14 protein-coding genes are annotated in these 14482 nt (G+C 72.1%); 4 read left to right on the top strand and 10 right to left on the bottom strand.

Going from position 1 to position 14482, the window contains the following annotated elements; genetic code table 11:
• Positions 1-102 precede the first annotated feature (102 nt).
• From NUG21_RS18805 to prmA, 3 genes are all read right to left on the bottom strand, one after another.
• The gene (locus NUG21_RS18805) at positions 103-957 is read right to left on the bottom strand and encodes a DUF3426 domain-containing protein (RefSeq protein WP_263391679.1); all 855 of its coding nucleotides are present in this window, start codon (positions 955-957) and stop codon (positions 103-105) included.
• Between the two features lie 299 nt (positions 958-1256).
• Positions 1257-1634, bottom strand: coding sequence for a helix-turn-helix transcriptional regulator (locus tag NUG21_RS18800; protein WP_160946162.1), 378 nt, complete (start codon positions 1632-1634; stop codon positions 1257-1259).
• 186 nt (positions 1635-1820) lie between these two features.
• Positions 1821-2741, bottom strand: a complete 921-nt coding sequence (gene prmA, locus NUG21_RS18795; RefSeq protein ID WP_263391678.1) for a 50S ribosomal protein L11 methyltransferase — start codon at positions 2739-2741, stop codon at positions 1821-1823.
• Between the two features lie 221 nt (positions 2742-2962).
• Here prmA and NUG21_RS18790 point away from each other — a divergent pair, with 221 nt between their 5' ends.
• Together NUG21_RS18790 and NUG21_RS18785 are read left to right on the top strand one after the other, a co-directional pair.
• Entirely contained in the window at positions 2963-3889 is a 927-nt protein-coding gene (locus NUG21_RS18790; RefSeq protein ID WP_263391677.1) for a hypothetical protein, read from the top strand.
• The gene (locus NUG21_RS18785) at positions 3886-4242 is read left to right on the top strand and encodes a hypothetical protein (RefSeq protein ID WP_160946165.1); all 357 of its coding nucleotides are present in this window, start codon (positions 3886-3888) and stop codon (positions 4240-4242) included. Before NUG21_RS18790 ends, NUG21_RS18785 begins: the two co-directional genes overlap by 4 nt.
• 200 nt (positions 4243-4442) lie before the next feature.
• Here NUG21_RS18785 and accC read toward each other — a convergent pair whose 3' ends face one another.
• The 4 genes from accC to aroQ form a co-directional block, all read right to left on the bottom strand.
• Positions 4443-5807: an acetyl-CoA carboxylase biotin carboxylase subunit gene (gene accC / locus NUG21_RS18780; RefSeq protein ID WP_010343850.1), complete on the bottom strand. Its 1365-nt coding sequence runs from the start codon at positions 5805-5807 to the stop codon at positions 4443-4445.
• Positions 5797-6231, bottom strand: a complete 435-nt coding sequence (locus NUG21_RS18775) for a four helix bundle protein (protein WP_263391676.1) — start codon at positions 6229-6231, stop codon at positions 5797-5799. The genes accC and NUG21_RS18775 overlap by 11 nt, the downstream gene beginning before the upstream one ends.
• A gap of 16 nt (positions 6232-6247) precedes the next feature.
• On the bottom strand, positions 6248-6730 hold the full coding sequence (gene accB / locus NUG21_RS18770; RefSeq protein ID WP_010343848.1) for an acetyl-CoA carboxylase biotin carboxyl carrier protein: 483 nt from the start codon (positions 6728-6730) through the stop codon (positions 6248-6250).
• 86 nt (positions 6731-6816) lie between these two features.
• Positions 6817-7263, bottom strand: coding sequence for a type II 3-dehydroquinate dehydratase (aroQ, locus tag NUG21_RS18765; protein WP_160946166.1), 447 nt, complete (start codon positions 7261-7263; stop codon positions 6817-6819).
• Between the two features lie 325 nt (positions 7264-7588).
• Here aroQ and NUG21_RS18760 point away from each other — a divergent pair, with 325 nt between their 5' ends.
• Positions 7589-9547, top strand: a complete 1959-nt coding sequence (locus NUG21_RS18760) for a glycoside hydrolase family 84 protein (RefSeq protein WP_263391675.1) — start codon at positions 7589-7591, stop codon at positions 9545-9547.
• A gap of 159 nt (positions 9548-9706) precedes the next feature.
• Positions 9707-11107, top strand: coding sequence for an FAD/NAD(P)-binding protein (locus NUG21_RS18755; RefSeq protein WP_263391674.1), 1401 nt, complete (start codon positions 9707-9709; stop codon positions 11105-11107).
• 122 nt (positions 11108-11229) lie between these two features.
• Here the strand turns inward: NUG21_RS18755 and NUG21_RS18750 are convergent, their stop codons facing one another.
• The 3 genes from NUG21_RS18750 to cutA are packed head-to-tail and all read right to left on the bottom strand — an operon-like array spanning position 11230 to position 14451.
• Entirely contained in the window at positions 11230-11823 is a 594-nt protein-coding gene (locus NUG21_RS18750) for a TlpA family protein disulfide reductase (protein ID WP_263391673.1), read from the bottom strand.
• Positions 11820-14114, bottom strand: coding sequence for a protein-disulfide reductase DsbD family protein (locus NUG21_RS18745; RefSeq protein ID WP_263391672.1), 2295 nt, complete (start codon positions 14112-14114; stop codon positions 11820-11822). Before NUG21_RS18745 ends, NUG21_RS18750 begins: the two co-directional genes overlap by 4 nt.
• A gap of 4 nt (positions 14115-14118) precedes the next feature.
• On the bottom strand, positions 14119-14451 hold the full coding sequence (cutA, locus tag NUG21_RS18740) for a divalent-cation tolerance protein CutA (protein ID WP_263391671.1): 333 nt from the start codon (positions 14449-14451) through the stop codon (positions 14119-14121).
• Positions 14452-14482: the final 31 nt, after the last annotated feature.

Raw genomic sequence — 14482 nt, 5'->3', positions numbered from 1 at the left:
CGGATGACAGCGGCGCCGGACGGCAGGAGGGCCGGCGCGGGGGGACGAGTCTAGCGCGTGGCCTGCGCCGCTGCCATGGCGGAGTGCCCGAACGCAGCGTTCTCAGTGGAAATCGAAACTGAATGCCGCAGTCTCGGCCGCCGGTTCGCGCACCTGGAACGCGATCTGTGCGCTCTGTCCCGGCGCCAGGGTGGCGCTGTCCGGACGCGCGCGGCCCAGGTACTCCTGCGGGCGCAGCACGCGGCTGCCGATGGTGCGACCGTCGGCGTCGGCCAGCGACAACTGCAGCAGCGGCCAGGCCTGCGCCCAGCGTGCGTCGTTGCGGAAGGTCGCCTGCACCTGCAGGGTGCCGGCCTGGCCGGGCAGCGGCCGCACCTCGCGGCTGAGCATGGTGAAGGCGGCCGGCTCGCGCCAGGCCGGCACGCTGCAGCGCAGGACCTGGCAGACCCCGGCTACCCATGGCCGCCAGCGCGGATCGGCGCCCAGGCGCTGGCGATCGGCGATGAGGATCTGCAGCGCCAGCAGCAGGCCCAGCCCGACCAGCGCGATCCACTGCCACGGCGCAGCGCGCAGCACCGGGCGCCGCCCGCGCGGGCCGTGCAGGAAGCTCGGTGCGGCAACGGGTGCGGCAGCGGGGCTGGCGGTCGCGGTGGCCGCGGTCGTGGCGGGGACCGGTGCCGGCGCGGGCGCTGGTATCCGCGCCTCCAGGTCGTCCTTGTCGGGCGTGGCGGGGTGCGCGCCGATGTCGTGCTCGGTCTCGAGCGGCGTCGCGTTCGCAGACGCGGGCGAGACGCTCGGCGCCACCGGCGGCGCTGTGGTGTCGGTCAGCGGCGCCGCGGCTGCCGACACGTCATCGTCCGCCGCCGGCGCGACCGGGGTCGCGTCCCGCGTGGCGGCCGGATCGGGCTGACGCAGCAAGGTGGCAAGGCTGGGACGGGGCGGAGTGCGATCGGGCATGCGCGACGGCGGCGACGGCGAGAGCCGTATTCAAGCATGCGCCGGCGGGATGTGCAGCGCACGGCGGACGGGCTGCGGCCTTCCAGGACGGGACAGGGCCGGAGCAAGAGCCGTCACGAGGGTCGACGAGCCTCCACGCCCATGCGCTAGCACGCCACAGCACTTGTCGTTTGTCGGAGCGCATGGCCAAACGCGCCATGGGGAACCACCGCCTCCAACCGGGGCATGCGCAGAAAAGCCGCGCTGCCATCGCCCAGGGCCTGCTGACGCGGCCGGCTTGGCGATCCGCCGCATCGCGCTCAGCGCGACTTGCGGGTGTCGAGCAGGTCCAGCAGGCCGGCGCGCTGGCGCGGACTCAGACTTTCGAAGCGCTCCAGCAGGCGCAGGTGCTGGTCGGTGAATTGGTATTGGTTGCGCAGTTCGCCGATGGCGGCGGCGTCCACCGCGATCGGTTCGCCGAACACGCGCTCGCCGCGGCCGGTGGCCAGGTATTCGAAGCTCAGCCCGCTGCGGCGGGCCAGGGCGATCAGGTGCTCCACGGCCGGCGCGGTGCCCTCGGCCATTTCCCACTGCGCCACCGCGCTGCGGGTCACGCCCAGGTCCAGCGCCAGGGCCTCCTGGGTGAGGCCGGTGAGCTTGCGCGCTTCGCGCACCCGTTCGTACAGCTTGCTGTTCACACGCACCTCCGCAGGGGAGGCGAGATATAGCCGCGCCGGCCGCCACGGTTGGTTCGTAGCGCTGTCCAGCGATGAAATGTTAGCGATACTGTCTTTGCGTCATCGGACCGGCGCGCTCAGCAAGGGGCCGCGCTCGGGCCTGGCGAATGCCGCGCGCCAGCGTGGGCCGGCGCGGTCGCCCCCGGTTCAGTCGCGGCGCACGCCGTCGATGCGCATCCAGTCGCCGTCCTGTTCGGTGCGCAGTTGCGTGAACCACGGCGCGTAGCGCTGCAGCAGTTCCTGTTCCTGGCCGTGCAGGATGCCGGACAGGGCGATGCGCCCGCCCGGGGCCACGCGCGCGGCCAGGGTCGGCGCCAGCGCATCCAGCGCCGAGGCCAGGATGTTGGCCACCACCACCGGATAGGTGGCGGCCGGTTCGTCGGCGGGCAGGTACACCGCCAGGCGTTCGCCGACCGCATTGCGTTCGGCGTTGTCGTGGCTGGCCAGCAGCGCCTGCGGGTCGTTGTCCACGCCCACCGCGGCGGCAGCGCCCAGCTTCAGCGCGGCCAGCGCCAGGATCCCCGAACCGCAGCCGAAATCGAGCACGCGCGCCTGCGTCAGGACGCCCTCGGTGGCCAGCGCGTCCAGCCAGCGCAGGCACAGCGCGGTGGTCGGGTGGGTGCCGGAGCCGAACGCCAGGCCCGGATCCAGGCGCACCACCGCGGCGTCGGCGCCGCTGGCGTCCTCCGGCAGGTCGTGGTTCCACGGCACGATGAAGGTGCGCGCGCCGAAGCGCATCGGCTGGAACTGGTCCAGCCAGGCCCGTTCCCAGTCCTGGTCGTCGACCTTGCGGAAGGTGACCTGGGCCCAGTCCAGCCCGGGGTCGAACGCCTCCAGCGCGGCCAGCAGCACCAGCCCGTCCTGGTCCTCGGGGAACAGCGCGCTCAGCACCAGCGTGCCCCACAGCGGGGTCTCGCCCACGCCCGGTTCCAGGATCGCGCGTTCGTTGCTGGTGTCGGCGTCGGCATCGAGCAGGGTCACCGCCAGCGCGCCGACGTCCTCCAGCGCAGTTTCGTAGCGGGGCTGGGTGGCGTCGGTGCAGCGCAGGGTCAGTTCGAGGAACGGCATCGGTCGGTGGGGCAAGAAGGGGAAGCGCGCATCTTAGACGGGCGGCGGACCTCGCGCTGGAGGCCGCCTTGCCGGCGCAGCATGCCGTTCGTCCGGCGGCGGCACCGCCACAGGCATTTGGCGCATGCCGTGGCCGCGGCCTGGGGTAGACTGCCGGCTCGCAGCGGCCGGGCGACAGGGGGTCCGGCTGCGCTTGTGCCCGTTGTCCGGCTCTCTTGCGCATGCCCGTCGTGTCCCGTCCAACCTGGCTGTTGCTGGCGCCCGCCGCGCTGTTGCTGGGCGTGGTCGCCTATCGCGCGCTGTCCTTGCCGCCGGCACCGGCCGCGGCCGTGCAGACGACTGCGGTGGCGGCCGGTGCCGCTCCTGCGCCCGCCGCGCCGGCCAGCGCTCCGTTGCCGGCGTCGACGCCGGCGCGCCTGCGTGGCGAGACCGAGGGCGAACGCGGCGCCGATCTCTACCGTGCCGCGCAGCAGCTGTCGATCGCCGCCGCGCACGGCGACCCCGAGGCGTCCTGGCGGCTCAGCCGCATCTACGACTATTGCGCCGGCTATGCGATGGACCCGATCGGCTATGGCGCCGACACCCGCGCGATCGCCGACGCGCGCCTGCCGACCTCGGCGCAGATGGTGCAGGCGCGCGCCCGCGTCGGCCGCCGCTGCGCCGGATTCGTGCCCGGCGACGGCCTGACCCGGCAGACCATCGTCGCCCAGCGCGTGCAGGCCGCGCGCGGCGGCAACCTCGCCGCCGAAGCGGCGCTGCTGGCGTTGGGCCAGCCATTGCACGCCGGCGCCGAGTACAAGCGCGATCTGGTGGCGCGGGTGCGCGCCTCCGGCGATCCCGATGCCTACGTGGCGCTGGCGCCGGCGATGGGCCTGGCCGCCAGCGGCGACGACGGCCTGGACGGCCGCGTGGCCGGCACCCAGTTTTCCGAATTGGCCTGGCAGTTGGCCGCCTGCAGGCTGGGATTGGATTGCGGCCCGGACAGCGAGTTGATGACCCGCTATTGCGCCAACGGCGGGATCTGCTCGCGCGATCCCACCCAGGATTTCAGCAGTTTTGTTTACGACGCCGCGGTCCCGCGGCAAGGCACGGACACGATGAACGACATGGTCAACCGACTGGTGGACAGCACGGGAGCAGGCTCATGAATTACCGGCGATGGCTGCACGGCGCCAAATTCTGGTTCTGGGTCCTGGCCTTCGTCGCCTATTCGGCGGCGGCGGCGGGCCTGCTGCTGATCGACACCGCCGAACAGCGCTACCGGGGCCTGTCCAAGGTCGAACTGACCACGGCGCGCTCCACGCCGGACGTGCGCCGCGCCGGCGCCGCGCAGGTGGCGGCGATCTACCGCGCCAACAGCGGCATGCCGTTCTCCACCCTGGCCCCGGGCAGCACCTTCCAGATCGTCTGGCCGGACGGCTCCACCGAGACGGTGATGATCGTCAGCCCGACCTCGAGCCTGGGCGTGGAGCCGGTGGTGGGGACGCAGCAGGGGAAGTAGCCGGGAGTGGGGAATCGGGAGTGGCGGGCTGCGCGTGTGCCAGCCCGCTGCGATGCCAGGCAGTCGTAGGAGCGGCTTCAGCCGCGACGCGTCACCATCAGGTCGCGCCACTCCTGATGGAGTGGCGCTTTTTTCGTCAGTTTGCGTGACACTGGCATGCGCCGGCGCAGCCTCTTGCGAATCCCGAATCCCGACCGTTCCTACAGCGCGATCGACTTGTTCTTGCGTTCGGCCAGGCGCTTTTCCAGGTAGTGGATGTTCTGGCCGCCGGCCTGGAAGCCCTTGTCGCGCATGATCCGCTGCTGCAGCGGGATGTTGGTCTTGATGCCGTCCACCACCATCTCGCTCAGCGCCACGCGCATGCGCGCGATCGCGGTCTCGCGGTCGGGGCCGTGCACGATCAGCTTGCCGATCATCGAGTCGTAGTTCGGCGGCACCTTGTAGCCGCTGTAGATGTGCGTGTCCACGCGCACGCCGGGGCCGCCGGGCGGATGGAAGCCGGTGATCAGGCCCGGGTTGGGCATGAAGGTTTCCGGGTCCTCGGCGTTGATGCGGCACTCGATCGCATGGCCGCGCAGGACGATGTCCTTCTGCTTGATGCTGAGCTTGTGCCCGGCGGCGATGCGCAGCTGCTCGCAGACCAGGTCGATGCCGGTGATGCGCTCGGTGACCGGGTGCTCCACCTGGATGCGCGTGTTCATTTCGATGAAGTAGAAGCGGCCGTTCTCGAACAGGAACTCGAAGGTGCCGGCGCCGCGGTAGCCGATGCGGATGCAGGCGTCCACGCAGACCTTGCCGATCTCGTTGCGCAGTTCCTCGGTAATGCCCGGCGCCGGCGCTTCCTCCACCACCTTCTGGTGGCGGCGCTGCATCGAGCAGTCGCGCTCGCCCAGGTGGATGGCGCCGCCCTGGCCGTCGGCCAGCACCTGGATCTCCACGTGGCGCGGATTCTCCAGGAACTTCTCCATGTACACCTGGTCGTTGCTGAAGGCGGCCTTGGCTTCGGACTTGGTGGTCTCGATCGCGGCCTTCAGCGCGGCCTCCGAATGCACCACGCGCATGCCGCGGCCGCCGCCGCCGCCGGCGGCCTTGATGATCACCGGGTAGCCGATCTCGCGGGCGATCTTGGTGTTGGCGACGATGTCCTCGCCCAGCGGGCCGCCCGAGCCGGGCACGCACGGCACGCCGGCGGCCTTCATTGCGCGGATCGCCTCGACCTTGTCGCCCATCAGGCGGATGGTGTCGGCCTTGGGCCCGATGAAGATGAAGCCGGACTGCTCCACGCGCTCGGCGAAGTCGGCGTTCTCCGACAGGAAGCCGTAGCCGGGGTGGATGGCCTGGGCGTCGGTGACCTCGGCCGCGGCGATCAGCGCCGGGATGTTGAGGTAGCTCTCCGACGAGGGTGCCGGGCCGATGCACACCGACTCGTCGGCCATGGCCACGTGCTTGAGGTTGCGGTCCACGGTGGAATGCACCGCGACCGTGCGGATGCCGAGCGTATGGCACGCGCGCAGGATGCGCAGCGCGATTTCGCCGCGATTGGCGATGACGACTTTATCGAGCATGGGATTCGGGATTCGGGATTGGGGATTCGTAGGGGGCAACGTCCTCCCGGATGGAGTGGGCATTGTCCAGCGAACGAATCAGGGCGTTGAGTCGGGAAAAAACGCGATCGAGCAGCGCGGCCAGCGAGGCGTCTGCGCCGCTGAAACCAAGCCTCACGGCGAGCTGGGTCTGGGTATCCAGTTCCGACAGCGAGCCACGGGCCATCGACAGGAAGCGCAGGTACTCCGCAGTGGATCTGCGGGCCGCCCCCTCGGCAATGTTGGAGGGAACACTGACGGCTGCTCGGCGCATCTGCGCGATGAGTCCGAAACGCTCGGAGTCGGGGAAGTGTTCGGTGATCCGGTAGATCGATTCGACCAGCGTCATCGCGTCGCGCCATACCTCCAGGCGCTCGTGCGGCCGCTGTTGCGAATCCCGAATCACGAATCCCCAATCCCGGCTACTGAATCACGAACAACGGCTGATCAAACTCCACCGGCTGGCCGCTTTCGCCCAGGATCGCGACGATGGTGCCGGAGACATCGGCTTCGATCGGGTTGAACATCTTCATCGCTTCGATGATCGCCAGGGTCTCGCCGGCCTTGACCGCCTGGCCGACGCTGACGAAGGCCGGCTTGTCCGGGGCCGGCGAGGTGTAGAAGGTGCCGACCATCGGTGCGCGCAGCACGTGGCCCTCGGGCAGGGCGTTGCCGGGCTTGGCGCTGCCGCCGGTGGAGGCCTCGGTGGGCGAGCTCATCGGCATCGGCGCAGCGGCGGCCGGCGCGGCCGCGGGGGCGGCGGCCACGTACTGCGGCGCGCTGGCGGTCATGCCCTTGGGGGTGCGCGCCAGGCGCACGCTTTCCTCGCCTTCCTTGATCTCGATCTCGGCGAGATTCGATTCTTCCAGCAGGTCGATCAGTTTCTTGATTTTGCGGAGATCCATAACGGCCTCGTGAGGTGACTCGGAAAAAGACCGGGCGCGCGGCCCGGGGACTCAGACGGGGGTGCGGGGCGCCGGTCGGGCGCGGCTCATGCGGCCGCTCCCAGCCGGGTCAGCGCCGCGTCCATCGCATAGCGGTAGCTGTCGGCGCCGAAGCCGCAGACCACGCCGACCGCGTGGTCGCTGAAATAGCTGTGGTGGCGGAACGGTTCGCGGCTGTGCGGGTTGGACAGGTGGATCTCGATGAACGGGATCGCCACCGCCGCCAGCGCGTCGCGCAGCGCCACCGAGGTATGGGTGAACGCGGCCGGGTTGATCAGGATGAAGGCGGTGCCGTCGCCGCGCGCGGCCTGCACCCGGTCCACCAGCACGTGCTCGGCGTTGGACTGCAGGCTCTCCAGCTGATGGCCGGCGGCGCTGGCCTGGGCCTGCAGCGCGGCATCGATCTGCGCGAGGGTGGCATGGCCGTACACGCCCGGCTCGCGGGTGCCGAGCAGGTTGAGGTTGGGGCCATGCAGCAGCAGCAGTCGCGCCATCGGGAACAAAGCAGCCGAAAGGGCGGCAGTCTGCGCGAAGCCGGCATTGCTGTCCAGTTCGGCGAAGTTGCGGGCGTTTTAAACAATCGTTTGATTTTTCCGCCCGGCCGCAGCGGCGTGCGGGGGCATGTGCCCGGCCTCGGCGGCGTGGGATAGCGCGCTGCGCCGCGGCCTGCGGTTATGTCGCATCTTGCGCCGGACCATGCAAGTGTCGCCGCAGCATGGGACAGGGACATGGCGGCCGAGACCACGCACGGCGCACAGCGATGCGCGGAGTGGTATATACCATTTCAAAATCACTGAAATACCAGTCGAGGGTGGACGCATGCGAACCGACCGAATTGGCCGTGGCGGCCTTGCCCGCTCCATCCTGGCGCTGGCGCTGCTGGCCGGCGCGATCGCCGCGCCCGCGCTGGCGGCGGCGCCGGCGACGCTGCCGGCGGTGTACCCGGCGCCCACTGCGCTGCGTCTGCTCGGGCCGGAACTGCCGCTGGGGCCGTCGGTGGTGCTGGTGCAGGCCGGCACGCCCGATCCGGCCACCGACGCGCTGGTGCGCGCGGTGTTGCGCGAGGCCGGGGTCTCTCGCATCCGCCGCGCCAGCGCGCTGCCGCGCGACCCGCAGGCGGTGGCGGTGGTGCTCGGCACGGTCGACGCGGCACCGGTGCGCGATGCGCTGGCCGTCGTCGACCTGGACGTGCCGGAGCGCGCGGAAGGCTATGCGCTGGGCAGCGTGGCCCGCGGCCGCGGCGCGCTGATCGTGCTGGCCGGCCGCGACGGCGACGGCCTGTACCACGCGGCGCAGACGTTCCGGCAACTGGTCGCACACGGGCGCATCGCCTCGGTGGCGGTGACCGACGCGCCGGCGATGCCGGTGCGCGGCACGATCGAGGGTTTCTACGGCAAGCCCTGGAGCATGGCCGAGCGTGCCGCGCACCTGGCGTTCCTGGCGCGCTTCAAGGCCAACACCTACATCTACAGCCCCAAGGACGACGCCTTCGCGCGCGACCGCTGGCGCGCGCCGTACCCGGCGGCCACGCTGGCGGCGCTGGGCACGCTGGCCGCAGTCGCCAACCGCGAGCACATCAACTTCGTCTACGCGCTCTCGCCGGGGCCGTCGATCTGCTACAGCGACGCGGCCGACCTGCAGGCGATCCGGCGCAAGTTCGCCGCGTTGCGCGCGCGCGGCGTGCGCAGCTTCTACATCGCCTTCGACGACATCGAATACACCAAGTGGAACTGCCCCGGCGACGCCGCCGCGTTCGGCCCCGCCGGCGAACAGGCCGCGGCCACCGCGCAGGCGCAGCTGCTCAATGCGGTGCAGGCGGACATCGCCGCGGCCGGCCACGGCGCGCTGATCATGGTGCCGACCGAGTACTTCAACGTCACCGAGTCGCCATACAAGGCGACGCTGCGGCAGGCGCTGGATCCGCGCGTGGTGGTGCAGTGGACCGGCACCGACGTGGTCCCGGCGTCGATCTCGGTCAGCGACGCGAAGAACGCGACCAAGGCGTTCGGGCGCAAGACGCTGCTGTGGGACAACTACCCGGTCAACGATTTCGCCGAGACCGCCGGGCGCCTGCTGCTGGCGCCGTACGACCGCCGCCAGGCCGGGCTGTCGGCGGAATTGAGCGGCATCGTGGCCAACCCGATGAACCAGGAAGTGGCCAGCCGGCCGGCGGTGGCCGGGCTGCTCGCCTTCGCCTGGAACGACCGCGGCTACGATGCGCCACGGACCTGGCGCGCGGCCGCGCGCGACCTGGCCGGCGGCGATGCGCAGGTCGCCGACGCGCTGCTGACCTTCTTCGACACCCAGCACCTGGCGCCGACCTTCGGCCATCTGCCCTGGCAGCCGCAGGCGCCGCGGCTCAAGGCGTTGATCGATGCGACACGCGATGCGCTGGCCGACGGCGATCCGGCCGCCCGCAGCGCGGCGCTGGCCGCGCTGGGCCGCGCCGCCGACGACCTGGCGGCGGCACCGCAGCGCATCCGTGCCGGCGCCACCACCGGCGCGTTCGTGGCCGAGGCGGCGCCGTGGCTGGACGCGACCGCGCGATGGGGCCGCGCGCTGCGCCTGAGCGTGGACGGGCTGAACCAGGCGCTGGCCGGCGATCCGGCAGCCGGGCAGGCCTTCGCCACGGCCAAGCAGCTCGCCGCGCAGGCAGCGGCGATTCCCTCCATCCCCGGTGCGACCCGCTTCGGCGGCCCGGTCAAGGTCGCCGACGGCGTGCTGGATACCTTCATCGCCGATGCGCCCGGGCTGGTGGAGCGCCCGCCAGCGCGCTAGTGGGTGGCGGGCGCTCGGCGCTGAAGACCTGCTCATGGGCATCGCCCATGTGCTGATGCCCGATTGCCATGCCGCGCAGCGCACGCATTAACCGGCGATTTACACCCACGCGCCGCATCCAGGGCACAAAGGATGCCCCGAGCGGCCAAGGTGCGTGCCATGCGAATTGCGATCATCGGCGCAGGATTCTGCGGCAACGTGCTGGCCGCGGCGCTGGCCCGGCAGGGCACCGCCAGCCGCATCACCCTGGTCGGCATGGCCGACACCTTCGGCCGCGGCGTCGCCTATGGCGCGGCGCGGCCGGAGCATTTGTTGAACGTGCGCGCCAAGGACCTGGGCGTGGATCCGCAGGACCCGGGCGGGTTCGCCGCGGCGCTGCAGCTGGATGCCGCGCAGGGCATGGCCTTCCTGCCGCGGCTGCAGTACGGCCAGTACCTGGAGCAGCACCTGGCGGCCGCCCTGGCGGAGTCGGCCACCGAGGTGGTGCCGCTGGCGCAGGAGGCGGTGGCATTGGAGCGCGATCCGCAGGGCTTCCGCGTGTTCCTGGCCAATGGCGAGGATTTCGTCAGCGACGTGGTGGTGCTGGCGATCGGCGCGCTGCCGCCGGCGGCATTGCCGGGCGTCGGCCCGCGCCTGGCGGTGCACCGGCGCTACATCGGCTGGCCGTGGCAGGACGGCGTGCTCGACACGGTGCCGCCGCAGGCGCGGCTGCTGCTGGTCGGCACCGGCCTGACCATGGCCGACGTGGCCCTGACCCTGCGCCGGCGCGGCCACCGCGGCGCGATCACCGCCTTGTCGCGGCGCGGCCTGGCGCCGCAGGCGCACCTGCCGCAGCCGGGCGCGCCGGTGAGCCTGCCGCCCAGCGTCGTACAGGCGCTGCGCAGTCACGACCTACGCGGCTTGGTGCGCAGCCTGCGCCAGCTGACCACGGTGGTGGAGGACTGGCGCTGCGTGGTGGATGCGCTGCGTCCGCACCTGCAGCCGTTCTGGAGCGGCCTGGCGCCAGCGGCGCGCGCCCGTTTCCTGCGCCATCTGCGGCCGTACTGGGAGGTGGCGCGGCACCGCCTGGCGCCGGCCGCGGCCACCGCGCTGGCGCAGATGCAGCAGCAGGGGCAGTTGCGGATCCGCGCCGGGCGCCTGCTGCGTGCGCGCCTGGGCGAGGACGCCGTGGAAGCGGTGATCCGCGACCGCGCCGACCGCGGCGCGCGCACCGAGCAGTTCGACGTGCTGATCCGCGCCACCGGGCTGGATACCGACGTCGCCCGCACCAGCCATCCGCTGGTCGCGGCGCTGCGCGAGGCCGGCCTGCTGCAGGCCGATCCGCTGGGCCTGGGGGTGGTGGTCGATCCGCGGTTGCGGGTGCGCGACGCCGGCGGCCAGCCGGTTGCCGGCCTGTACTGCCTGGGACCGCTGTTGCGCGGCGGGCTATGGGAGATCACCGCGGTGCCGGAACTGCGCGCCGCCGCGCAGCGCCTGGCCGAGGAGCTGGCGACGCTGGCGCAGGCGCGAACCGCCGATGGTGGTGCCAGTGGCGATGCACCGCAGCGGCTGGCGTTCTAGTGCCGGATCCCGCGCATTCCTAGCTGTCCGTAGGAGCGGCTTCAGCCGCGACCGGGCTTTACCGGTAATGCCCGGTCGCGGCTGAAGCCGCTCCTACGCGAGCGCGTCCAGCGCTCTGCCGGCTAGCGTGGCGGCTGGGCGCCACCGCCCACCCAGCCCTCGATTTCGCCCGGCGCGAACGGGCCGAGCTTCTGCCTGACGATGCGGCCGTCGGCGTCGATCAGCACGCTGTACGGCAGCAGGCCCTGGGTGTCGCCCAGGCGCACGCTGGCGTCGGCCGGGCCGGGGGTCTCAAGCGCGATCGGATAGCCGATCGGCACCCGCTGCAGGAAGGCGCGCACGTCCTCGACGCGGTCCAGGGCGATGCCCAGCACCTGCAGGCCGTCGGCCGGTTGCGCGCGGGCCAGCCGGTCCAGTTCCGGCATCTCGCGCACGCACGGCTCGCACCAGCTCGCCCACACGTTGACCAGCAGCGGCCGGCCGCGGAACTGCGCCAGGGTCAGCTGGCCGCCATCGAGCGTGGGCAGGCGCAGCGCCGGGGCGGGATCGCCCGGGCGCGCCGCGGCGACCGGCGGCGCTGCCGCATGGCCGCTGGCCGTGGCGGACGTTGCCGGGGCCATCGCCGGCGTCTGTCGTTCCCACCAATGCGCCGCCGCCACGCCGAGCACCGCCGCCACCGCGGCGACCGCCAGCAGGCGCGCGCTGGCGGGGGTCATCGCGCCGCGCGCAGCAGGGCGTCCTCGACCACCGCCTGGCTCAGCACCGGCGGCAGCACCGTCGGCGGCGCGCCGGGCCCGTACACCACGTACAGCGGCACGCCCACCGCCTTGTGCTCGGCGAGGAAGGCGCTGATGCGCGGATCCTCGTTGGTCCAGTCGCCCTTCATGTACACCGCGTCCACCCGCTTGATGGTGTCGCGGAACGCGTCGCTGTCGAACACGTTGCGCTCGTTGGCCTTGCAGGTGACGCACCAGTCGGCGGTCATGTTGACGAACACCACGCGGTTGTCGGTGCGCAGGCGGTCGAGCATCTGCGGCGAATAGGCCACGGTGTTGCGCTCGACGCTGGCGCTGGGCGGCGGCAGCCGGGTCACGCCCCAGGCCGGCAGCAGCGCCAGCAGCAGCAACACGCTGGCCATGCGGGTGCCCAGCGCATGCCCGCGCCAGCGCGCGCGCTCGAACCACCACAGGCCCAGCGCCAGCAGGGTGGCGCCGATCAGCAGCAGCGCCACCGCGTCCACGCCGCGCTGCTTGCCCAGCACCCACAGCAGCCAGATCGCGCTCAGGTACATCGGGAACGCCAGCACCTGCTTGAGCGTCTCCATCCAGGCGCCCGGCTTGGGCAGGCGCTTGGCCAGCGACGGCACGAAGCCGATCAGCAGGAACGGCAGCGCCAGGCCCAGGCCCAGGGTCAGGAACACCAGCATCGCCATCGCCGGCGGCGCAGTCAGCGCATAGCCCAGCGCCGGGCCCATGAACGGGCCGATGCAGGCGCTGGACACCACGCAGGCCAGCACGCCGGTGAAGAAGTCGCCGACCGGGCCGCTGCGCGTGGACAGCGACTGACCGACGCCGCCGAGGTTGGCGCTGAGGGTGAACACGCCCGACAGGCTCAGCCCGACCACGAACATCAGGTACACCAGCACCGCGACGAAGCCCGGGCGCTGCAGCTGGAAGCCCCACAGCAGGCGCGCGGCCACGGCGATGCCGCCGACCACGGCGAAGGAGGCGAGAACGCCCAGCGTGTACCACAGCGCATGGCTGCGGGCGCGGCCGCGGCTCTCGCCGCTCTGCGCCAGGCCCAGCACCTTCAGCGACAGGATCGGCAGCACGCACGGCAGCAGGTTCAGCAGCAGGCCGCCGCCGAGCGCCAGCAGCAGGATCCACAGCAGGTTCTGCGTGGCGGCCGGCGGTGCGGCGCTGCGCGCGGCGTTGTGCGCCGAGGCGTCCGGCGTCGCCGGCAGGGCGTCGGCGGCCGTGGCGGCGGCCGCGTCGTTGGCATCGGCCTGGCGGCTGTCCAGCGGGGTCACCAGCAGCGGACTCACCTCGGCCTGGTCGGCCGGGGTGACGGTGCCCTTGGGCAGCGCCAGCTTCACCCGCCGGGTCATCGGCGGGTAGCAGATGCCGTCGGTCTGGCAGCCCTGGAAGGTCGCCACCAGGGTCGCGGCGGCGGCGTCGGCGCGCTGGCGCTGCAGTGGCACGGTGACCTCGGTCTGGTCGAAGTACACCACCACCTTGCCGAAGTGTTCGTCCTGGTGCGAACTGCCCTTGGGCCAGCGCGGCATGCCGGTGCGGATGCCGGGCGCGCCTTCCAGCGCCAGCGCGGTGCGGTCGCGGTACAGGTAGTAGCCGGGCGCCGGGGTGAAGCGCAGCAGCAGGGTATTGCCGTCGCCGACGATGGCTTCGAAGTGGAAGGCCTGGTCCGAGGGCAGGGGCAGGCCCTGCACCGCGCCGGCGCCGGCGCCGAACAGCGGCTTGGCGCCAGTGCTCGCGCCCAGGCCACTGCCCGGCAGCCCGCCGATCGCGGCCGGCGCCGGCGTGGGATCGGCAGCGGCGGTGGCGGTGGCGGTGGCGGCCGGCAGGGTCACCTCGAGCAGGCGCTTCTGCGGCGGGTAGCACACGCCGGCATCGGCGCAGCCCTGGTAGCGCACCTCGACCTGTACGCGGTCGGTGCCGGGGTCGGCGATGCCGCTCTGCACCGCGTTCAGCGCGTCGCGGTAGGTCTCCACCTCGCCGAAGTACGGGTCGGTCTTCTTGTGGCCGGCCGGCAGCTGCAGGGTCGGGTTGGGCCTGAAGCCGCCGATCACCTTGACCGCGATGCGGTGCCGGTACAGGTAATAGCCCTTGGCGATGTCCCAGTGCAGCGCGATGCGGCCGCGTTCGGGCGCCTGCGCGCTGAGCGCGAAGGCCTGGTCCACCGGCAGCAAGTCCTTTTCGCTGATCGCCAGGGCGGGGAAGGCGGCCACGGCCAGCAGGCACAGGGCGGCGAGGCGGTGCAGCAGGGTCATCGGCTTACGGTTCCTCACGGGTTTCGGCATGCACCCACTGCAGGTAGGCCGGCAGGCCGCCGGCGACCTCGAGTTCGACCAGTTCGGGGACTTCGTAGGGATGCAACGCGCACAGCCGCTGCTGCAGGGCAGGCAGGCGGTCGGCGGCGGTCTTGATCAGCAGCAGCACTTCCTCGCCCTGTTCCACCGCGCCTTGCCAGCGGTAGGTGGACTGCACGCCGGGCAGGCGGCTGACGCAGGCGGCCAGGCGCTCGTCGACCAGCGCCTGGGCGACCCGCGCGGCGCTGGCCGCATCGGGGCAGGTGCTGAGCAGCAAGCGGAGGGCGGGCGCGGACATGCGGCCGACAGTATAGGGATGCCGGCCGCGC

It is taken from the genome of Xanthomonas sp. CFBP 8445 (assembly GCF_025666235.1).
Taxonomy (GTDB): domain Bacteria; phylum Pseudomonadota; class Gammaproteobacteria; order Xanthomonadales; family Xanthomonadaceae; genus Xanthomonas_A; species Xanthomonas_A indica.
This window is presented reverse-complemented; position numbering and strand designations above follow the sequence as displayed.

What these genes read in the sequence shown, in the direction of transcription:
- NUG21_RS18805 (WP_263391679.1), bottom strand. Translation starts at nt 957, where the DNA reads ATGCCCGATCGCACTCCGCCCCGTCCCAGCCTTGCCACCTTGCTGCGT.
- prmA (WP_263391678.1), bottom strand. Translation starts at nt 2,741, where the DNA reads ATGCCGTTCCTCGAACTGACCCTGCGCTGCACCGACGCCACCCAGCCC.
- accC (WP_010343850.1), bottom strand. Translation starts at nt 5,807, where the DNA reads ATGCTCGATAAAGTCGTCATCGCCAATCGCGGCGAAATCGCGCTGCGC.
- NUG21_RS18755 (WP_263391674.1), top strand. Translation starts at nt 9,707, where the DNA reads ATGCGAATTGCGATCATCGGCGCAGGATTCTGCGGCAACGTGCTGGCC.
- accB (WP_010343848.1), bottom strand. Translation starts at nt 6,730, where the DNA reads ATGGATCTCCGCAAAATCAAGAAACTGATCGACCTGCTGGAAGAATCG.
- NUG21_RS18745 (WP_263391672.1), bottom strand. Translation starts at nt 14,114, where the DNA reads ATGACCCTGCTGCACCGCCTCGCCGCCCTGTGCCTGCTGGCCGTGGCC.
- NUG21_RS18785 (WP_160946165.1), top strand. Translation starts at nt 3,886, where the DNA reads ATGAATTACCGGCGATGGCTGCACGGCGCCAAATTCTGGTTCTGGGTC.
- NUG21_RS18790 (WP_263391677.1), top strand. Translation starts at nt 2,963, where the DNA reads ATGCCCGTCGTGTCCCGTCCAACCTGGCTGTTGCTGGCGCCCGCCGCG.
- cutA (WP_263391671.1), bottom strand. Translation starts at nt 14,451, where the DNA reads ATGTCCGCGCCCGCCCTCCGCTTGCTGCTCAGCACCTGCCCCGATGCG.
- NUG21_RS18750 (WP_263391673.1), bottom strand. Translation starts at nt 11,823, where the DNA reads ATGACCCCCGCCAGCGCGCGCCTGCTGGCGGTCGCCGCGGTGGCGGCG.
- NUG21_RS18760 (WP_263391675.1), top strand. Translation starts at nt 7,589, where the DNA reads ATGCGAACCGACCGAATTGGCCGTGGCGGCCTTGCCCGCTCCATCCTG.
- aroQ (WP_160946166.1), bottom strand. Translation starts at nt 7,263, where the DNA reads ATGGCGCGACTGCTGCTGCTGCATGGCCCCAACCTCAACCTGCTCGGC.